This window comes from Alkalibacillus filiformis, from assembly GCF_030814115.1.
Classification (GTDB): Bacteria; Bacillota; Bacilli; order Bacillales; family Alkalibacillaceae; genus Alkalibacillus; species Alkalibacillus filiformis.
Genome location: NZ_JAUSUP010000003.1, coordinates 24,572 through 44,736, shown reverse-complemented (window position 1 = coordinate 44,736; position 20,165 = coordinate 24,572). Strand labels below are relative to the sequence as shown.

At 37.8% G+C, this 20,165-nt stretch carries 21 protein-coding genes and 1 other RNA gene; 5 read left to right on the top strand and 17 right to left on the bottom strand.

Going from position 1 to position 20,165, the window contains the following annotated elements:
• Positions 1-7: 7 nt before the first annotated feature.
• Positions 8-1,240: an MFS transporter gene (locus J2R98_RS07095; RefSeq protein ID WP_307067483.1), complete on the bottom strand. Its 1,233-nt coding sequence runs from the start codon at positions 1,238-1,240 to the stop codon at positions 8-10.
• Between the two features lie 69 nt (positions 1,241-1,309).
• Between J2R98_RS07095 and J2R98_RS07090 the strand changes: the two genes are divergently transcribed.
• A complete protein-coding gene (locus tag J2R98_RS07090; protein ID WP_307067481.1) occupies positions 1,310-1,921 on the top strand; it encodes a peroxiredoxin in 612 nt (203 codons plus the stop codon).
• Positions 1,922-2,191: 270 nt separating this feature from the next.
• Here J2R98_RS07090 and J2R98_RS07085 read toward each other — a convergent pair whose 3' ends face one another.
• The 8 genes from J2R98_RS07085 to J2R98_RS07050 all read right to left on the bottom strand — a co-directional run bounded on the left by J2R98_RS07085 (position 2,192) and on the right by J2R98_RS07050 (position 8,383).
• Positions 2,192-3,151, bottom strand: coding sequence for an alpha/beta hydrolase (locus J2R98_RS07085; protein WP_307067479.1), 960 nt, complete (start codon positions 3,149-3,151; stop codon positions 2,192-2,194).
• Between the two features lie 125 nt (positions 3,152-3,276).
• Entirely contained in the window at positions 3,277-3,405 is a 129-nt protein-coding gene (locus J2R98_RS07080) for a hypothetical protein (protein ID WP_307067477.1), read from the bottom strand.
• Positions 3,405-3,734 carry a hypothetical protein gene (locus J2R98_RS07075; RefSeq protein ID WP_307067475.1) on the bottom strand — a complete coding sequence of 110 codons (330 nt, stop codon included), beginning with the start codon at positions 3,732-3,734 and terminating at the stop codon, positions 3,405-3,407. Before J2R98_RS07075 ends, J2R98_RS07080 begins: the two co-directional genes overlap by 1 nt.
• 96 nt (positions 3,735-3,830) lie before the next feature.
• Entirely contained in the window at positions 3,831-4,511 is a 681-nt protein-coding gene (locus J2R98_RS07070) for a response regulator transcription factor (RefSeq protein ID WP_307067473.1), read from the bottom strand.
• A gap of 92 nt (positions 4,512-4,603) precedes the next feature.
• Positions 4,604-5,431, bottom strand: coding sequence for a phosphate ABC transporter ATP-binding protein PstB (pstB, locus tag J2R98_RS07065; protein WP_307067470.1), 828 nt, complete (start codon positions 5,429-5,431; stop codon positions 4,604-4,606).
• A 35-nt stretch (positions 5,432-5,466) separates the two neighbouring features.
• The gene (gene pstA, locus J2R98_RS07060; RefSeq protein WP_307067469.1) at positions 5,467-6,342 is read right to left on the bottom strand and encodes a phosphate ABC transporter permease PstA; all 876 of its coding nucleotides are present in this window, start codon (positions 6,340-6,342) and stop codon (positions 5,467-5,469) included.
• Complete coding sequence (gene pstC, locus J2R98_RS07055; RefSeq protein WP_307067467.1) at positions 6,335-7,327, bottom strand: phosphate ABC transporter permease subunit PstC; 993 nt, start codon at positions 7,325-7,327, stop codon at positions 6,335-6,337. Before pstC ends, pstA begins: the two co-directional genes overlap by 8 nt.
• Before the next feature lie 66 nt (positions 7,328-7,393).
• Entirely contained in the window at positions 7,394-8,383 is a 990-nt protein-coding gene (locus tag J2R98_RS07050; RefSeq protein ID WP_307067465.1) for a phosphate ABC transporter substrate-binding protein, read from the bottom strand.
• 166 nt (positions 8,384-8,549) lie between these two features.
• Here J2R98_RS07050 and J2R98_RS07045 point away from each other — a divergent pair, with 166 nt between their 5' ends.
• Positions 8,550-9,857, top strand: a complete 1,308-nt coding sequence (locus J2R98_RS07045) for a cytochrome P450 (protein ID WP_307067463.1) — start codon at positions 8,550-8,552, stop codon at positions 9,855-9,857.
• A gap of 121 nt (positions 9,858-9,978) precedes the next feature.
• Here the strand turns inward: J2R98_RS07045 and J2R98_RS07040 are convergent, their stop codons facing one another.
• The 3 genes from J2R98_RS07040 to J2R98_RS07030 form a co-directional block, all read right to left on the bottom strand.
• Positions 9,979-10,758 carry an alpha/beta fold hydrolase gene (locus J2R98_RS07040; RefSeq protein WP_307067461.1) on the bottom strand — a complete coding sequence of 260 codons (780 nt, stop codon included), beginning with the start codon at positions 10,756-10,758 and terminating at the stop codon, positions 9,979-9,981.
• 103 nt (positions 10,759-10,861) lie between these two features.
• Positions 10,862-12,880, bottom strand: coding sequence for a prolyl oligopeptidase family serine peptidase (locus J2R98_RS07035; RefSeq protein WP_307067459.1), 2,019 nt, complete (start codon positions 12,878-12,880; stop codon positions 10,862-10,864).
• 263 nt (positions 12,881-13,143) lie between these two features.
• Positions 13,144-13,962 carry an alpha/beta fold hydrolase gene (locus J2R98_RS07030; RefSeq protein ID WP_307067456.1) on the bottom strand — a complete coding sequence of 273 codons (819 nt, stop codon included), beginning with the start codon at positions 13,960-13,962 and terminating at the stop codon, positions 13,144-13,146.
• A 101-nt stretch (positions 13,963-14,063) separates the two neighbouring features.
• Between J2R98_RS07030 and J2R98_RS07025 the strand changes: the two genes are divergently transcribed.
• Positions 14,064-14,624, top strand: a complete 561-nt coding sequence (locus J2R98_RS07025) for a Maf family protein (protein ID WP_307067454.1) — start codon at positions 14,064-14,066, stop codon at positions 14,622-14,624.
• Positions 14,625-14,689: 65 nt separating this feature from the next.
• On the opposite strand, the gene ssrS is transcribed toward J2R98_RS07025, so the two are convergent.
• Positions 14,690-14,869, bottom strand: a non-coding RNA gene (gene ssrS / locus J2R98_RS07020) — 6S RNA.
• Between the two features lie 187 nt (positions 14,870-15,056).
• Here ssrS and J2R98_RS07015 point away from each other — a divergent pair.
• Positions 15,057-15,563, top strand: coding sequence for a CarD family transcriptional regulator (locus J2R98_RS07015; RefSeq protein ID WP_307067452.1), 507 nt, complete (start codon positions 15,057-15,059; stop codon positions 15,561-15,563).
• Positions 15,564-15,610: 47 nt separating this feature from the next.
• Here J2R98_RS07015 and J2R98_RS07010 read toward each other — a convergent pair whose 3' ends face one another.
• Both J2R98_RS07010 and J2R98_RS07005 read right to left on the bottom strand, forming a co-directional pair.
• Positions 15,611-15,766: a hypothetical protein gene (locus tag J2R98_RS07010; RefSeq protein ID WP_307067830.1), complete on the bottom strand. Its 156-nt coding sequence runs from the start codon at positions 15,764-15,766 to the stop codon at positions 15,611-15,613.
• Positions 15,767-15,965: 199 nt separating this feature from the next.
• Positions 15,966-16,223 (bottom strand): hypothetical protein, encoded by a 258-nt coding sequence (locus tag J2R98_RS07005; RefSeq protein WP_307067450.1) that lies wholly within the window; start codon positions 16,221-16,223, stop codon positions 15,966-15,968.
• A gap of 149 nt (positions 16,224-16,372) precedes the next feature.
• On the opposite strand from J2R98_RS07005, the gene J2R98_RS07000 reads away from it, so the two are divergent.
• Positions 16,373-17,800, top strand: coding sequence for a hypothetical protein (locus J2R98_RS07000; protein WP_307067448.1), 1,428 nt, complete (start codon positions 16,373-16,375; stop codon positions 17,798-17,800).
• 100 nt (positions 17,801-17,900) lie between these two features.
• Here J2R98_RS07000 and J2R98_RS06995 read toward each other — a convergent pair whose 3' ends face one another.
• Together J2R98_RS06995 and tenA are read right to left on the bottom strand one after the other, a co-directional pair.
• Positions 17,901-19,094, bottom strand: coding sequence for a DUF4317 domain-containing protein (locus J2R98_RS06995; RefSeq protein ID WP_307067446.1), 1,194 nt, complete (start codon positions 19,092-19,094; stop codon positions 17,901-17,903).
• Positions 19,095-19,445: 351 nt separating this feature from the next.
• On the bottom strand, positions 19,446-20,141 hold the full coding sequence (tenA, locus tag J2R98_RS06990; RefSeq protein WP_307067444.1) for a thiaminase II: 696 nt from the start codon (positions 20,139-20,141) through the stop codon (positions 19,446-19,448).
• Positions 20,142-20,165 lie beyond the last annotated feature (24 nt).

Sequence of the window (20,165 nt, the reverse complement as noted above, 5' to 3'; positions counted from 1 at the left end):
TTAAATACTAATTGTTTGATTTTAACGTTTCATTCATGCGAATTTGCGCCATCAACCCTGCGATCAAAGGTAGAACGGCGACAATGCCAATCGCCCAAAAAAGATTAAACCAGTCGGCAAAAAATCCTGCTAAAATTGCGCCAAATGCATAACCACTATCTCGCCAAAAACGATAAACCCCCATTGAAGAAGCTCGCCAGCTTGGCGCTACTACATCACTAATCGCAGCTTGTAAGGTTGGATAAACCATTGCTGTCCCCACCCCTAATAAAACAGCTGCGATTAACCAAAGTACAAACCCATCTACTATTAAAATTAACCATAAAGAAATAGCCTGTAAGTACATCCCATAAGTTATTAATAGCTTTCTACCAATTCGATCACTTAATACACCTGTAAACAATTGAAAAATACCCCATGCAGCTGGGTATGCCGCTACAATAATGCCAATTTCACTTACAGTTAAGCCAACAGTGGCAAAGTATAAAGGAAATAACCCCCAAGCCATACCATCCTTCAAATTTGTAGTAAGACCTGAGATACTTGCAACTGATAAATTGCGATCTTTCCATGTCGTTAACGCGAATACTTTTTTAGCTGACAATCCAACCTCATCTTTTTGTGTTGTTTTAGCTTTAACTTGCTCTTTTAAGAAAGGCTCAGTGTCTTTTACGAGTAACGATAAAATAATTCCAATTACAAAAACAGCGATTCCTAATAAGAAGGGTTCAGGTCTTAAGGCAAAGTTTGAAGCAACATAACCTGATAAGGCCGCAAAGATCGCAACACCAGAATACCCTGCAAACTCATTTAACCCTACAGCTGTTCCACGTTGATTAGCTTTAGCTATATCGACTTTCATATTCACGGTCATTGACCACGCAAGACCCTGATTAATTCCTAATAGAATATTAGCAACTACAATAACCCACCAAGCATGAGCAAAAATAATTAATATCGGAACGAAAAAACCAATCGCCCAACCAACAATTAATACTCTCTTTCTTCCATAACGGTCTGCGACTTCACCTGCAAAATAATTAACAATTGCTTTTGAAAAACCAAAGCTAACAATGAATGATAAAGCAGCACTTGTTGAAGCTAGTCCAAAATGTTCTTCGCCTATAATGGGTAGAACCGTTCTTTCAATACCAACCATTGCCCCAACGAAAAAGTTCGTAAAAACTAACATCATAAATAGAAACAAGTTCTCTTTAATTCCGATTGTTACTTTTCCCATCTATTGTTCACCCTATTTTCATTTATTTTGAAATACATTCATACATTTAAACTAAAGGAGGTTATCTTTTTGTCTAATGATTTAACTGTCGAAGATTTTGCAAACGAACCTCTCCCATTTACCGCAACTCGCGACGATCCAGCTCCATTATTTACAGCTGAAGCTATAGTGAATGGAGATATCCAACAAGTAAATCTCGAAGACTACAGAGGTTCTTGGGTAGTACTGTTTTTTTATGCCAGCGATTTTACATTTGTTTGACCAACTGAATTGGCAGCAGTTGCTGCTATATATTCTGAGTTGCAGGATCTTAACACTGAAGTTTTAGCCATTAGTACAGATAGTGTTTACGCCCATAAAATTTTTAAAGAAATTTCACCATCAGCACGCCAAGTTCAATACCCTTTAGTCAGTGATCGTAACCAATTAATTAGTCGAGCTTATCGTACTATCGATGAACAAAACGGTGCTGCATTCCGCACAACTGTCATTGTTGACCCAGAAGGTACGATTGTTTCAAAGATTACTTACCCACGTGAGGTAGGTCGTAACAGTCAAGAATTGTTACGCCTCATACAAGGGATTCAATTTGGCCGCGAGACAGGTCTCGGTGTACCTGGTGACTGGGTTCCAGGTATGCCAGGCATTCCTAGAAGGCCTGAAGATATTGGACGGATATAATGAGTTAAGCCGGATTATAAGACAATCCGGCTTTTTACATACTTTAAAAGACTCGATTAACAAGCGTTCCTAAAACAAATATTATTCCTACCAGGAATATGAGCTTTTGAGATGGTCATAACGATTGCCACAGCTTTTTGATCATGTCAGTCCCTCCAATTCATACTGTCTTTAATTTAACCAAGTTTAAGACATTGTGTAAAAAAACTTGCTCATCCTACTAGGAATAAAAAAACAGCCATGGAGTAACTACCATGACTGGGTTCACATTTACTGCATATGCTGATTTAAAAACTCTTCTAACCATGCTGTGTACGTTTCTTCATAGATCGCAAAGGCCTCACCGTGACCTGCATCTTCGAACAATTTAATTTCCGCTTCACTATTAGTTGCTTCATTTAAATCCTCTGTCATTGATGTAGGAACAAACTGATCATCTTTACCGTGAAAATATAATATTGGAACTTCAGCTTGTTTCACTTGGTCTAATGCTGATGCTTCTCTTAAGGTATAATCTGCTCTTACTTTCGTCACTAAGCTAGTTGTCGGTAAAACAGGAAATGAAGGTAGGTTGTACATCCGATCCATTTGGTGTTCAAACAAGTCATATACTCCTGTATATCCACTATCCGCAACAATAGCTTTAACTTGATTAGGTAGCTCTTCACCACTTGCCATTAATACAGCTGCAGCACCCATAGACAATCCGTGCAACACAACTTCCGTCTCAGGTCCTTGGTGTTCAACGACTCGGTTAACCCAATCAATTAAGTCTAATCTGTCATGCCACCCAAAACCAATATAATCACCTTCACTATCGCCGTGTCCTCTTAAATCAGACAACAACACATTATAACCTAACTCTTCATAATAATATTGACCATAGAGCGCCATATCTCTTCCTCTACCAAGGTAACCATGAGCGAAGACAACTGTTTGATCTGTTACTTCTTCAGCCTCTAAGTAATAGCCTTTTAACGTTAAGCCATCAAACGACGCTAACTCCCAATGCTCAAAAGGTTGTGTATTAACCCATTCACGCCATCCACCTTCTAAGAAAACATTCATCGCACTTGCCGAAACGACTAAGTCATCATCTTCGACTAGAAAATCCTTCTCATCACTCTTAATTGCTAAATTATAAAAGAAATTACTTGCCAATATATTAACGATTAATAACAGTGTTAAGAAACTTCCCCCTATAATGATGATCCATTTTTTCTTTTTCATAGATGCTCTCCCCCTATAAAAGCGACTATGTATCTAGTATAACAGGGGAACTGTCAGAATGTTTTATCATTTATTGGTAACTAATTAAAAAAAAGCGCCTAACACTTCGTTTAGACGCTTACAACTTATAAATCATCTTCATAATCAGGACCATCAGATAAATTAGCAATATTTGTAGACCCGTAAATTAGTAGCAATACAAGAATGACAAGCATTATGGCATTCGATAAACCAATTCCATCAAATCCACTCATTATAATCCTTCCTTTTCCAACCTTTTATTTAAAGCTTCAAATATTTCATCTAAGGTCAAGTCCCCATTCTCCTCAAGGAACTCCTCTAATGCATTGATATGTTCTTTTTTAGGTACCATATAACGCCCAAGTAATGTAACTTCAACTGACGGGTTATTTCGGAATAACTCGACGGAATCAACTTTTAATTTTCCTGTTAACAATAACGCTGCGGTAATTAAATCTAGGTGCTTCCCTCTATACAAGTCAGCTACAGAGTAATCCGCTATGTTAGGATATTGTTTAGCATAATTTTTACTCGTTCGTTTTCGCTTCGGACGCCGTTCCATCCAAGAAAGCACCTCCTCAACATAATTTATGATTGATTTATAGAGTGTGTGATTGTCATGTTAAGTCATCAAAAAAAGACAGGTTAACTAACCTGCCTAATCTGCTAACATTTTATAACCAACGCCTCTGATCGTTTTAATGTAATGTTTGTTTAATTTTTCTCGTAGGTGTGCAATATGCACATCTACTATTCGAGTCTCAACGATATACTCATACCCCCATAATGCAGTCATGAGTTGATCGCGCGATAATGCTTGACCTTGGTGTTGAGCTAAATACAACAACAATTCAAATTCTTTCGGAGTAAGAACTAATGGATTGCCTTTAAAGTAAACTTCATATTCTTTGACGTAAATTTCAAGTTCACCAATAGTTATAACTTCTTTTTGAATTGAATGTTCGTTAAACTCGTGCGTTCTTCTCATCAAAGCCCTTACTCTTGCCACTAACTCCTGAGGGCTAAATGGTTTAGTCATATAATCATCAGCACCAAACTCTAACCCTAATATTTTATTAACTTCATCGTCTTTTGCTGTCAGCATTAATATAGGAACGTTATGGTGTTCTATCCTAAGTTCTTTACAGATTTCCATACCGTCAAGGTTCGGTAACATAACGTCTAAAACGACAAGGTCAAAGTGGTTAAATCTAATTAAATTCAAAGCTTCTTTACCATCTTGTACTGATTCAACACTATAACCTAACTGCTCTAAATGGTGCTGTACTAATGCAATGATTGATGTTTCATCGTCCACAACTAACACTTTACCAGTCACATTAACCTCTCCCTCAAGAACAGAACATCTTATATTTCTATTCTACATGACGAACTAAATAAATAGTGTTAAGAGTTTGTAAATTTCGATGTTTATCCAAAACGCCCACTGACATAATCCTTCGTCCGTTGATCTTGTGGATTAGAAAACATACGATCCGTTCGATTATATTCGATTAACTCGCCATGCAAGAAAAAGGCAGTATGATCAGATATTCGAGCAGCCTGTTGCATGTTATGTGTGACAACAACAATGCTATACAATTCTTTTAGCTCTTCTATTAAATGCTCAATTTTGGCTGAAGAAATAGGATCAAGAGCACTTGTTGGTTCATCCATAAGAATAACTTCAGGTTCAACTGCCAAACATCTAGCAATACACAGTCGTTGTTGCTGTCCTCCTGATAAGCTTAATGCACTTTCATTCAAACGGTCTTTTACCTCATCCCATAATCCAACTCGTTTTAAACTGGATTCCACAACCTCTTTTAACTTCTTCTTGTTTCTTACACCATGAATTTTTGGTCCAAAAGCGACATTATCAAAAATGGATTTAGCAAAAGGGTTTGGCTTTTGAAATACCATCCCAATTGCACTACGAAGTTCCACAAGGTTTACTGACGGGTCAAAAATATCTATATCATGATAAACAATACTTCCACTTGTCTTCACATTTGTATTTAATTCAACCATTCGATTCAATGTTTTTAAAAAGGTCGATTTCCCACAACCTGATGGCCCGATTATTGCTGTGACTTGCTTTTCTTTAATATCAAAACTAATATCTTTTAATGCTTGATTTGAACCGTACCAAAGACTTAATTCCTCAACTTGAAAGACCTTTTTAACATCCCCCTCAAAATACGGTTGAAACTGTTCTCTTACATCAATTTGAATTGGTTCAGCTTCTTTAATCGCCATGATTAACCCTCCTAAAATGGTCTTAAAACCTCTGTTTACAACAGCTCATTTTTTCTTCGGTAATAGTTCCGAATAAAGATTGCAACACTATTAAGTAAAATAACTAATATAATTAATACTAATGCTGTACCGTAAGCAATCGGTCGAACGGTAGCTGTTTCAGAGTGTTGTGTTGCTAATATATATAGATGGTATGGTAGTGCCATAAACTGTTCTTTTATATCATGAGGAATAATAGGTAGAAAATAGGCAGCTCCCGTTAATATAATTGGTGCTGTCTCACCTGCTGCGCGAGCCAACCCTAATATTGCCCCAGTTGCCATTCCTGGTATAGCTGATGGCAAGACCAGTTGCCTAATCGTCTGCCATTTTGTCGCTCCTAATGCTAAGCCACCTTCTCGAAACGATCTTGGAACAGCTTTTAATGCTTCTTCTGCACCTGTAATTACCCATGGTAAAACCATAATCGCTAACGTTAAGGCCGCTGCAATTAAACTACGTCCAAACCCGAAAGTCGCAGCAAATAATCCAAGCCCAAACAATCCATAAACAATAGAAGGAACACCAGATAAGTTTCGAATAGATAAGCGAATAAGTCTTACAAGCCGGCCTTGTTTCGCATACTCATTTAAGTAAATTGCTGCGCCGATTCCAAGTGGCACTGAAATCGCAATAGTTAATAAAGAAACATAAATCGTTCCAACAAGAGCTGGCCAAATCCCACCTGCTGTCATGTTTTGTTCAGGCATTTGGGTTATAAACGACCAGCTGATGACCTCAGCTCCGCCAACAATAATCCAATAAAATAAAAACGCTAATGTACCGACAGTAATGACGGCAAATGTTGCACATATAGTTACCCACATGAGCTGAACATTTCTTTTTTTCTTAATCAAAGCCGCATTAGTCATTACGTAGAGCCCCTCTCTGTCTGTTAATTAATAGATCAGCAATTAGATTTACGATGAATGTAATGACAAATAAAATCATACCGACAACAAATAAAGCACTATAATGCAAACTTCCCCAAGCTACATCAGATCCTTCAATGGCAATGTTTGCAGTTAAAGTACGAACAGACGTCAAGAAGTCAGGAATTGTAAGACCAAGAAGCTGTTGAACTGGCATATCTATCGCATTCCCCGCTGCCATTAATACGGTCATCGTCTCACCTACCGCACGACCAAACCCAAGCATGACTGCTGCGATAATCCCAGATTTAGCTGCAGGTAATGAAATGTCCTTAATAACTTCCCATTTAGTAGCCCCTAGCGCGTAGGCACCTTCTTTAAAATCACTTGGTACACTATTAAGTGAATCTTCTGCAATACTAATGATTGTCGGTAACGCCATGACAGACAAAATAACTGATGCTGTAATAGCCGTTAGTCCATTCGATAAGTTAAAAACATTAGCTACAATAGGAGATATTACGATTAAAGCAATAAACCCTAAAACGACTGAAGGGAAAATAGCAAAAACCTCGACTACTGGTTTAAGCATTTCTTTTAATCGTTTCGGAGCAATTTCAGAGATGAATATAGCTGTAAAAATCCCCCAAGGGACTGCTAACAGTAAAGCACCGACTGTAACCATGACTGAACTTATAATAAAGGGCAAAGCACCATAACGTGGATCACTCGAAGATGGGTACCAACTTTGGCCAAAGATAAATTCAGAAATACCTACTTCCCTTATAGCGTCACTTCCTTCACGAAATAAAAAACCGACAATTAAAAGTAAAATGAATATCGCTAAAGTTCCTAATACGAGAAACAGTTTTTCCATTAAATAATCGCCTAAATTTGTTACAAAAGATTTTTGCGTTAACTTCTGTTTCGTTACGACTACTGATTGATTTGAATCAACATTCGTCTTTAAACTTGGTAACCGCACGATGATTCCCCTCTCACCTAAGTGTTCACCAAGAGGTTGATTAACCTCTTGGTGAGCTTATTACATTTACCATTCCAAACCTAATTCTTCATATAAAGCTTCATTTTGTTCCTCATAATTTCCAACACCATAAAAACCTGTGGCATTTAGTTGCTCTTGTGCTTCATCTGACTTAATGACCCAATTGAGATAGTGCAACATTAATCCATCTGGTACACCATTTGTGTAAAAGTACAGTGGTCTAGCAATTGGGTATGATCCATCGTTAATATTTTCTGCTTCTAAAGGTGATACGTAATCGTGATCTTCATCAATAGCTACGTTTGCTACATTCACTGTGTCTACGTTATAACCAATTCCACTATATCCAATTCCGTTTAAATCTTGAGATATCGCTTCTACTAAAGCTGCAGAGCCTGACATAAACTGTGCTCCTGCTGCCCAGTCCTCACCGTCCATAATATTTTCATTAAAGTAAACGTAAGTACCAGAGTTGCTTTGACGTGAGAATACTGAGATTTCTCCTCCTTCGTCCCATCCAAGCTCAGACCAATCCGAGATTTCACCTGTAAATATATCTTTAACTTGTTGGACCGTTAGTTCATCAATAGGGTTATTTTCATTCGTGTAAACCGCAAGACCATCTTGCCCGACAACAAACTGATGAACATCAACATTATTGTTTTCAGCTTCTTCTAACTCTTCGTCTTTGAACGCTCTTGATGCTTGTGCGATTTCAACATCGTCATTAATTAAAGCTGCAATACCTGTGCCACTTCCTCCTCCAGTCACGGCTACACTGCCAGGGAATTCGGACATATAAGCCTCGGCGAAAGCTTGACCAAGGTTCACCATCGTGTCAGATCCTTGAGCTCTTATATAACCTTCTGGGCCTTCTTCCTGATTTGATTCATCATTTTCGTTTTCGCTTGCCGATACGACATCTTGATTTTCTTCCGAAGGTTCGGCATCATCTTCTTGTGTACAGCCAACGATTAGACCTAGTAATAATACGAATCCAATAAGTAGTGTCGCTTTCTTTAATACATTGTTCATTTAAATCCCCCTCTTTGTATTTGCCTTACAATTAGAAGAGTACACCCTCACTATTAAGTCCATATTAATGAATTGTTAATATTTCGTTTAGATTTTCATAAATCAGTTGTCTTAATGAAACAATAACGTATGGAAGATTACCATATCCTTGAAAGGAATGAATCAAATGCAAGTTAATAAGCCAATCCCAAAAACAGATGGAATTGACCATACGTTAACGCTAATTAAACAAGGGTTTCATTTTTTACCTCAGACTAGAAAGAAATTAAGTTCTGATATATTCGAAACACGTCTTATGGGGAAAAAGGCAATCTGTATGGCTGGAAAAGAAGCAGCAGAAATGTTTTATGACAACACGATTTTCAAGAGGAAAGGAGCAGCACCTCTACCTTTAAAGCAAACATTACTTGGACAGGGCGGTGTACACGGATTAGACGGTGAGCAACACAAACAAAGAAAACGAATGCACTTATCTTTAATTACACCCGAACGACTTGAAGCGATGAAAAATATTGCCTTACAAGAGTTAGATGCTAAAGCGAAAACGTGGGAGAACAAAAAACAAGTTATACTTTTTGACGAGTTAAACGAGATCTTAACTCGAGCAGGGTTAAAATGGGCTGGCATTCCGTTAGAGGAGAAAGATGTGAAAGAGAGAACAGAAGAGCTAACGCATATGGTTGATTCTTTTGGCGGATCGGTGTCACGCTATCGTAATGGTAAAAGAGCTCGTGACAATCATGAAAAGTGGCTTAAAGATATTATCAAGAAGATCCGCGCAGGAAAATACCGACCGCCAGCGTATACACCTGCTTATATCGTTTCTAACCATCATGAACCAAACGGAAAATTACTTGACTTACAAACAGCTGCTGTTGAATTAAACAATACTTACCGCCCACTTCTTGCAACAACTTATTGGATTATTTTCGGAGCACTTGCTTTACACCAATACCCAGATACTTATGTCAAAATGAAGAAAGATGAAAACGACTATAGCCATATGTTTGCCCAAGAAGTTAGGCGCTTTTACCCATTTGCCCCAGCTATGGCTGCCAAAGTGAAAAAGAGCTTTTACTGGCAAGACCATCATTTTAAAAAGGACCTTCTCGTCGTATTAGACTTGTATGGGACGAACATGCACGAAGATGACTGGGAGTCACCAAATGAATTTAAACCAGAGCGTTTCACCAATTGGAAAGGAAGTCCATTCAGCTTTGTCCCACAAGGCGGAGGGGATCACCACATCGGTCACCGCTGTGCAGGTGAGTGGTTAACCGTTATGGTGATGAGGTCTTTTTTCAAATACTTCGTTAGTAACTTAAGTTATGACGTACCTGATCAAGATCTGTCTTTTAATTTGAACCGTATGCCGACATTACCAAATAGCCATTTTATAATGAAAAATGTTAAGAGAACGAAAGATTCGATTGAAGATTTAAAACTCGACATTCAAACACGTCCTGTTATTTAAATAGGTGAAATAAAAAAACGGCGAACGACAGTATTTCAAGCGTTCGCCGATATATTTTGATTTTCGCTGATATATCAAATTTTTCGCCGATAAAATTAAAGAATCGCCGATAAATTGCCCACTACACTTTCCCAATCTTATCTGAGATGAACCTATGAATTAATATATTTAATTCTTCACTTTTGTTCGCAGGAATTTGGTGGCGCCCACCTTTTATAACTTCAATCTGACAATCAGGCATTTGCGTTGCAATATTGAAACCATAACGCCCTAAAAGTGGATCGCGCTCACCATAAACGAGCAAAGTTGGTTGATCAATTTCAGACAGGCTTCCTGTGTAGCCAGATTTTAAATAAGCATCATAAAAGGCTGCAGCATCTGTTGGATTCGTTTTAAACGACTCTTTTATTAATGGGAATAAGACATAAGGCTTCTTCGTATTGCTAAGTGCTCCAAAAACGGCGATTATATTGGTAATGCCTTGACTCGAAACCATAGCCCCACCTTTGGAGAGTGTGGTTAAGATGGGACTAGCTACTTCATCCACTGCTCCAACCTGGATTAAACCTTTTACATAACTAGGGGCTCTTAACCCTAGGTCAAACGCAATTGAACACCCCGCTGAATAGCCACAAGCCCATACAGGCCCAACTTTCAAATGGTCTAACAAGCCTCTAAGGTCTTCAACGATCGTCACAAAGTCCCATTTTTCTTTCGTTGAAGTACTTCTTCCATGCCCTCTTAAGTCGACATTAATGACTTGATAAGACTCTGATAAGTTTCGACTTTGAGCTTTCATAACTTGACTAGGAAATAGCGGACAATGAATGAGTAAAATCGGTTCGCCACTTCCTTTTACGTTGTAATATAACTTAACGCCATTTACTTTTACATAAGGCAAATTAACGACCTCCAGAGCTATACTAGGCTATTCTTAACTTGGCTAGAATTGGCTAAAGCATGCATAAAAAAAGCAGCAGAGGATCCCCCTCTACTGCTAACTTCTAACCTAACTCTCGGTCTAAAAATGCGTAAAAATCAACCCACTCATCAATTAATTTCGAAGTCGGTTTTCCTAATCCATGGCCTGCTTTAGATTCCAGTCGAAGCACTGATGTTGTTTCAGGCGTTTTTTCTTGCAACGTAGCATGGAATTTCTTCGCGTGTGCTGGAACAACACGATCATCACTTGCAGCTGTTGCAATTAGAACTGGCGGATACTTCACGCCTTGTTGAACGTTATGAAGTGGCGAATACTCATATAAATAGTTAAACTGTTCCGGATTTTCTGCACTTCCGAATTCCGGAATCCAAAACTTCCCAATCGTAAACTTATGATAACGCAGCATATCAATAACAGGCACTCGACAAACGACAGCTCCAAATAAATCAGGTCGTTGTACCATACAAGCGGCTACTAATAATCCACCGTTTGAGCCTCCCATGATTGATAACTTTTCTTTCTTCGTATAATTCTGCTCGATTAAATATTCTCCAGCTGAAATAAAATCATCAAACACATTCTGTTTATTTTCAAGCATGCCTGCTTCATGCCACTTTTCGCCGTATTCTGAACCACCACGTAAATTAGCAACAGCGTACACGCCACCTTTTTCGATCCAACGTAAAACAGCTGGGTTAAATGCGGGCGTTAAACTAATATTGAATCCTCCATAACCGAATAAAATAACAGGATTTTCACCATCTAAAGGTAAATCCTTTCGTTTCGTAATAAACATCGGCACTCGAGTACCATCTTTAGATGTGTAAAACTCTTGGACTGTTTCAAACTGAGACGTTTCAATCGCTAGTTCTGATTCAGCATAAGTCGATAACTCATCTTTTTCTAGGTCGTATCGATACACAGCTGTCGGACTTAAATATGATGTCATACCGAAATACATTTCAGCTTCATCATGCTTTCCAGTTAAATCTGTGATCGAACCTAACATTGGCACATCAACTGCATGACTTTTTGAACCATTTAAGTGATAAACGTAAAGCTGGTGATGCGCATCGTGTAAGAAAGCAATGACAAACTGACCATTAAAAAAACGGACAGCATGCATATAGTCTTCTTGCTCAGAGATCACTTCTTCCCAGTTTCTCCGTTCTGGTTGTTTAAGATCAATCGCAATAATACGATTTTTCGGCGCATCTAAATTCGTTAAAAAGTAAAAACGTGTCCCTTCGTTGTGAACATACGTATATTGAGCATCTGCATCATCTAACAAACGATGAAACGCTTCATCTGAATCATATTTCTTAACGTAGAAACGGTTTTGTGCTGACGTTCCAACGTTAACGTCTAAATAGATATAATCCCCTTCATGCGTAAGGCTAGGGAAAAACAAGTAATCTTTCGCATCTGGTCGCTCATAAATTAACTCATCTTCATTTTGATCAGTGCCAATACGATGAAAATAAACTTTATGATGTTGGCCTTGCTCCTCTTCACTCACAGTATCAGGGTGCGGATAGCGACTATAGAAAAATCCTGAATCATCAGGAGCCCACTTAATTGGTGTGAACTTTAACCATTGTAAGTGGTCACTTAACGTTTCATCCGTCTCAACATCCTTCACATAAACTTCTTGCCAGTCACTCCCGTGTGTCGAAGTCGCATAAGCGACATAACGTCCATCTGAACTCGCTGTACAATTCGTCATGGCAACCGTTCCATCAGCGCTTAATTGATTCGGATCAATGACGACTTCCTCTCTATTACCATCATATACATATAGTACCGCTTGGTTTTGTAAGCCATCATTTTTCTGATAGAATAACTTGTCCTTTACGCGTTTTGGAACAAAATATTTCGGGAAATTCCAAAGTTCCGTTAACCTTTCGCGATCTTCTTCTTTCGATTTAACGTTTTGAAAATAGTCATCACACTGTTTTCCAACTTCTTCAACCCAACTTAACGTATCTTCACTTTTTGGGTCTTCTAACCAACGATACGGGTCTTCTACTTTCGTCCCATGAAAATCTTCAACGACGTTACTTCTTTTAACAACTGTCATACAACCCCTCCTCTCCTTATATAATTCGATACACGAAATGAATTCCCTGCTCGTTAAATGCAGTTTTGATAAAATCCATTGGAGACGATGGGGTTAAACTTAACCGTGTTTGGTAGACAAGTGACCATTTTTGAAGAGAATCTATTTATCGTTAGTTTCACCATCAATATGAATTCTTTTAGCTACAATTAGCTTCAAACGAGCGAACGCTTAAGTTTTACGATAGAAAGTCAAAAACGCTTGGTCCCACGCCCCAAGCGTTTTTACTTTGCAAAATTCACAATTTGCTTATACACTTCTTTTGGCTTTTCGTCCGTTATCAAATGTCCTGCTTTCTCATAAACCACTAATTCAGAGTTCGGCAAGTCTTCATTTAACTTTTCCCCTATCTTTAACGGTACGATTTCGTCTTCTTTACCCCAAATTAGTAACGTCGGTGTATTAATTTGTTTTAATTCTTCAGTTGATAAGTCACCTTCTCGATGTCTTAATAACCTTAATAATGACTTATAAAAATCTTGCTCCATTAGCGGTCGCTTGTACTCTTCCATCATTTCATCAGTAATTAACGAATGATCATATAAGACGTGCTCCATAACGCTGCGCACATCTTTCTTTTGAAAATATCGATAGGCGTACCAATGAAATAATGGTAAATAAGAACCGTAACGTAAAAAACGGTTGGCCTTTTTTAAATACCCTGAACTACATAACAGTACGATTTTCTTCACACGTTCAGGGGCATATTTTGCCACGTTTAATGACACTTGACCACCCATCGAATGCCCGGCAAAAAAGGCATCCTTCACTTTAAAATGATCCATGATCGCTAAGATTAGCTTTGTATAATTTTCAAAGGAATAGTTAAACGTTGTCGATTTCTCACTTCGTCCAAATCCAGGCAAATCTACTAATAAAACCGAGTAGTGTTTAGATAAGTTTGGAACGATTTGATTATATGTAAAAGTTGAAGCTAAAAAGCCGTGAATTAAAATGATTAGTGGCTTTTCATTTATCGAATGTTCACAATAAACTTCAACGTCCAAAATATTAATTGTTTCTTTTTTGATTGTTTTTTCCACATCGATCGCTTCCTCTTTTATGTTAACCATACGTAAGTTTATATGTTATATTTTAACCATACTATAAATTTAAAACCGTGACGACAAGGAGTTTTTTGTACATGTCTAAAACATTAATTCTAGCCTCATCTTCTCCAAGGAGACAAGAGCTGTTAACCCTTGTAAACCAACCTTTTACTATTCGTAAGCCTGACGTAGATGAATCACAAATTGAAACCAATGACCCTGTTGAGAAAGTGAAGCAATTAGCGGTATTAAAAGGTAGAAATGTGCCTATTTATCGTGATGATGAAATTATTTTATCTGCAGACACTGTCGTTTCTTATCAAAATTCTATATTTGAGAAACCAAAAGATCGACACGAAGCTTATAACATGATCAAAGCGTTAAGTGATGATACTCATGAAGTGTATACTGGATTTATGCTTCGTAGTAAAGATGAAGAAGTTGTCCATGTAGAAAAAACAGAAGTACAATTTTGGCCGTTAACAGAAGAAGAAATCGAGCAATATATCGATACAAATGACCCTTACGATAAGGCTGGATCATACGGCATTCAAAGCCTAGGTGCACTATTCGTTAAACAGATTATTGGTGATTATTATAATGTCGTAGGTCTGCCGATTTCCCGGGTTATGAAAGTGTATAAAGAGTTTAGATGAACGCATATTAAAAACCCTCTTCAACTTAATGAAGAGGGTTCGGTTATATTATTTGATAAATTATAAACCATTCCGCACGATGTCGTAATCCGATTGCCTTTTTAACCCGCATTGGCAGGTGGGTAACCGCATTAAACCTTCCAAAGTCCTGGTTAACAGGCGTGTTGTCCAGTTTAAAATTTAAGTTTCCCTTTTAGATCTTATAGGTTTAAGACAAAATGATATTACGAACAACGCAGAATTGGTTGTTAGAGAACTATGTCTCTATAATTAGTACTATATCAACTTTAGCTAGTCAGTGCAATGGTAATTAAACCCAAGTTTACGCTTCTTCCTAAGCATACGTCAACTTAATTGATTTTTATTAACTAAAGTGTTAAAATAGAAACAATGGTCAAATAAATTTGGCTGTACATTCAGGAGGTTTTAGTCATGTTAAACATTGGCGATTTAATTATCTACTCTAGTCACGGTATCTGTCGGATTGATGGTATTAATAGTATGAAAATTAACGGTGTTACGAAAGATTACTACGTACTTCATCCACTAGAAAATGATCAACAACAGCTGACGATCAATGCACCAGTAGATAACGACAAGATCAAGATGAAAGAATTAATTAAGAAGCCAGAGGCAGAAAAAATCTTGGAGTCATTTCATTTAGATGGCGTTGAATGGATTGATAATCCGAACTTACGATCACAGACTTATAAGAAAATCGTAAATAACGGAGACCGCTTTGACATCGCTAAAGTAATTAACACGCTTATTAAGAAAAAACATGAACTCGAAAACAATGGCAAAAAGCTATATGAACAAGACAACAAACATCTAACGACGATCCAAGGTATTCTATTCAAAGAGCTGTCCTTAGCATTAGGCCTCTCTGTTAAAGAACTACATGACAAAATAAACCAAAGACTTCTTAAAGCTGTCTAAACATAAATAACGAGTCTACTCAATTAGAGTGGACTCGCTTTTTTTATTTAGACGCGCAGCACTTTAAATTGGCCGCCACCTAATAATGTTTTCGTATAATCAATTTTGGCATTAGTGAAGTAAGTTTGATCCTTGTCACTCACCAAAAACTTTACTCCTTCAACCTCAGTCACTTCGTCATCATCATTTGCTGACTCCTCCAGAGCCAGTTGTAATCGTGGGCCACCTCAACCAACACCCATTGAAAGACGAATGATTGGTATCTCATCTTCATTAACTCTTGATTCAACTTCCTTCTTCACTTGGTTTACAGCCGCTTCTGTAACTTTAACCATTCAAGACCCTCCCTTTCTCTAAATTTTATAATACAAAAATGAAACAAGCTAAATTAATGCTCACACTTCATTGAAAGGAGTCCTCTTCATTTATAGCTTTAACCTCTTCTGCATGACATTCTTTACAATAAAAATAATGTAAACACTGGTGGTTCGCTTTCGATTCACGATCACCATCTAATAGCTTCATCGATCCAATATCCATATAGGCACTATAATCATCAAAGTAGTCTGTAATTTTGCCTTGATCATCTATGTGTGAATCACACGTTGAGCATGTAAATGAATGCTGTTCTAAACCATTACACAAAGGACATAAGTACATCATTCCAACTCCTTTATTACTACTAAAATTCCCTCAAGCAAAGCCGTTTATGTACACCAAAATAATATAGGCAGAAACTGTAACACCTGCCTAGGTCAGCGCATACGAATAGGCAAGAATTACTATATTCATGTAAAGGAGTTAAAAGCATGGAGCTGACCTTAGCGCATTGGTTATATTTAACTGGGACACTCATCATTATTTTAACGATGTTATTTAGACAAAATGTTGTCGTTCCAGCCTTAGTCATGGTCTTATTTGTGGCTTGGGCTTTTACAGGTTCCTTTTTAGATGGCGTTCAAGCAATCTTCAATGCAAACTTAACAGCGGCCACTCAACTGTTTAATATATTTTTAATCATTGCGGTCATGACGACATTACTTAAATCGATCCAGTCCATCGGGGCAGATGAACAAATGATTAAACCTTTTCAAAAGGTTATGCGAAACGGACCATTAGCTTTCTGGGTACTCGTAATCGTCACATACTTTTTATCATTATTCTTCTGGCCAGCACCTGCCGTTCCATTAATTGGTGCACTTATGATTCCAGTTGCCATTAAAGCAGGACTTCCACCGATTGGAGCAGCTATTGCAATTTCATTAGCTGGACACGGAATGGCGCTGTCATCAGACTTTATATTAAAAGTAGCACCAGAATTAACAGCTTCAAGTAGTCCATCCATTTCCTCTGGGGACGTTGGGGAACTAACGTTAATTTTATCGTTAGTCGCTGGTATTGTTTCAATTACGATTGCATACTTTATGATTCGAAAACATATTAAAAAGCCATCACAACAAAACCTAACAGAATGGGAAGAAAGCGGGGATGATGACTTAAACATCCGTGTAAAAGATACAGATGTTAAGAAAGGTAAATTCAGTCCAGTATTTGCGGTTTTAGTACCTGTTATCTTCTTAATCATCGTAGCTTATGTAGTAATTGCGACATTCTCAGATTTCATTCCAGCAATTGAAGACGGCGCAGGCTCTTCACTAGTTGGTGGTACAGCATTAATTTTAATTATCATCATGTCACTGTTTAAAAACTACAAAAACACGTTACAAGATGTTAGTAAGCATATCGTAAGCGGGTTCGTTTTTGCTTTTAAAGTGATGGGACTCGTGATTCCAGTTGCTGCCTTCTTCTTTATCGGAAGCGGACAATTAGCTGCAAGCATTTTAGGCACAGACCCGAATACAACACCTTCATTCTTGTTTGATTTAGTTCAAGCAAGCCAGGCGTATATTCCAGATAACAACTTCTTCACCGCATTAGGTGTACTAATGCTAGGGATGGTTTCCGGTCTTGATGGCTCAGGGTTCTCAGCCCTTCCATTAATCGGTTCATTATCTGAAGCATTAGGCGCGACGACTGGAATGGACGCAACAACACTAGCCTCAATCGGGCAAGTCGGCGCCATTTGGGTAGGTGGCGGAACACTAGTTGCTTGGTCACCAATTATTGCAATTGCCGGATTTGCGAAGATTTCAGTTATTGACTTAGTAAGAAAAAGCTTTATCCCAGTTGTCATTGGTTTAATTGTTACAACAGTGTTTGCGGTATTACTATTTTAGGATTTGAAAAAGGCCGGCAGTGGCGCCGGCCTTCTTATTTTTGTCGCTTATGAGCTATTGTTTGGGGGCTATGAGCTATTATTTGGATTCTATGAGCTATTTAATCTTCTTCATCATCTTCTACTTTCTTCAACAACGTTTCAGGAATCATTTCAAATCCTTCGATCACTGTATTTTCCTCAACCTCAATCATGAGACAAAGCTTTCCACCTAATTGCGTCTGACGGACATACTTTAAGTCTTGTGGGCTGACTGAGATGTCAGCTACTTTCGTTTTAATTTTGATCGACTTCGAATTATACTTCGGTACGACGTTGCTTGCTTTAAGCTCGTATGATTCATCGTCTATTACCGTTTTAAAAGCTTCTTGAACTTTCTCTGGCTCAGTATCTTTTACACCGCTACTTTTTAATACTTGCTCAACATCTTTATAGTCTAACTTAGGCGGTTCTTCCTCTTCACTTTCTTCAACTACACGGTTCACCTCTTCATAAACGCTTGAGAGTGTTGATGTATTAATTTGATCGCCGGCTACTTTTCGAATAACTTCTTCAAAAACAACTTTATCTTCTTGTGCTGTTACCGCTTCTTCAGCATTTAACACCTCTTCGATAAAATGATAATCGAGTTCATATGCTTTTCCTGAAGAATACAAGATATGGTTCACATCAGATGCATTGTCCGTAATCGCCGGGAATAAAAAGCCTGAGATCGGCTTTTGTAAGTTAATAACTGGATCAACGACAATATTATATTTAAATTCTTTTTGCACATAATCAAACAGCAATTCTTTTTTCGGATCTTGTGTTTGATTCATGCTACACAAAATGAACGGATGCGAATAAACCGTATCATGACTACTTTCATCCGATTCTTCGCTACGCTTTTTCGTTGGGTTGCGAAACTCAGCACGAATAAACGTGACGACGATATCCATTTCATATTGTTTATCCTTCAACATTTTCTCGACGATCTTAAGCATTTGCTCTTTCCATTCTTCAGTTCCTTGACTGAGCAAACCTTGGTGTAAAATGAGCTGACTGCTATTTTCAACGTCCTTTTGGAATGTTAGTTCAAATAACTTTTCATCCAATTGACCGGTTAACACTTTTTTGAAGTTATTCATGAACAACTCTTGTTGCTCTTCTTCTAAAAGGTCAAACGGCATGCTTTGATGATGATAAATCTCGCTTGATTCTTTCATAATATAAACGTTAAAAATCTCATGGATATATAATAGATCATTATTCACTTTAAACTGTTTTTTAATGTTAGCGATGTCTTTTTTGTTCACTCTCGTTCCACTCCTATGCCTGAAAATTCATTGTTTCATTTTATCATAGAAATGGGACTATGAACGAAACTTTAGCAAAGAAAAAGCACCCTATTTAAAAGGGTGCTTTGACAAAACTAACTTCTTGTATTGCGAGTATTAGACTTACCTTTCCTTCTTCTTTGTTCGTCCGGAACTTTATGCTCGTTATTTCGCTTCGCTTTAGGTGCTTTTGAATCTTTAGTCATTTGAATTCCTCCATTATCAAAAGTCACTTTATATCATAACCGTGTCTTTATGGATTATGCGCAAAGTATTGACGAGCTAAAACAAGGCAGGGACTATTAAGCCCCTGCCTTTTATTTAGCCACGTTATCTAGTCACTTCTTCCACTTTAATCGGCCACTCTTCTAAATTTTCAGCCATATCCCAGAACATATACTCAAGTAAGCTCGTTTTGACAACGATTTCTTCTAATTCCACTAACTCACGCTCTGGCTTACCGTCTGCTAATTCATTCATCAGCTTCTTACAATCCTCAGCTAGCTCTGTGAATTCATCAGACGAATACATTTCGACCCAGTGACCGTAGAACTCATGGTCTTTAGAACCTGGCCAAGTCGCTAACGCTTTGCCGATAAAATTATAACTCCAGGCACATGCCAAGACAGAAGCCACAACATTCTCAACCCCGCCACGTTGGGACACATTCAGCATATAACTCGTATAAGCTGTAGTCGTTGATGCTGCATCTGTTTCCTCTAATTCTTCAGGCGTAATCCCAAATTTACTTGCATATTGGCGATGAAGGTCCATTTCCATATTTAATGTGCCGTGAAGGAGATTAGCAAAAGTCGTCATCGTTTTTAAATCATTGGACTTAGCACTCCCTAAAGCCATTAACCTTGAATACTCGACTAAATAAACATAGTCTTGTTTTAGCCAATGTTTAAATTTCTCTTGTTCTAACCATCCTTCACCAAGCCCCTTTACAAAAGAATGTTCCAAATACGAATTCCAAATTGTTTTTACTCTTTTCCATAATCGATCGGTAAATTGTTCACTCATGTTCATTCCCCTTTCAATTAATTT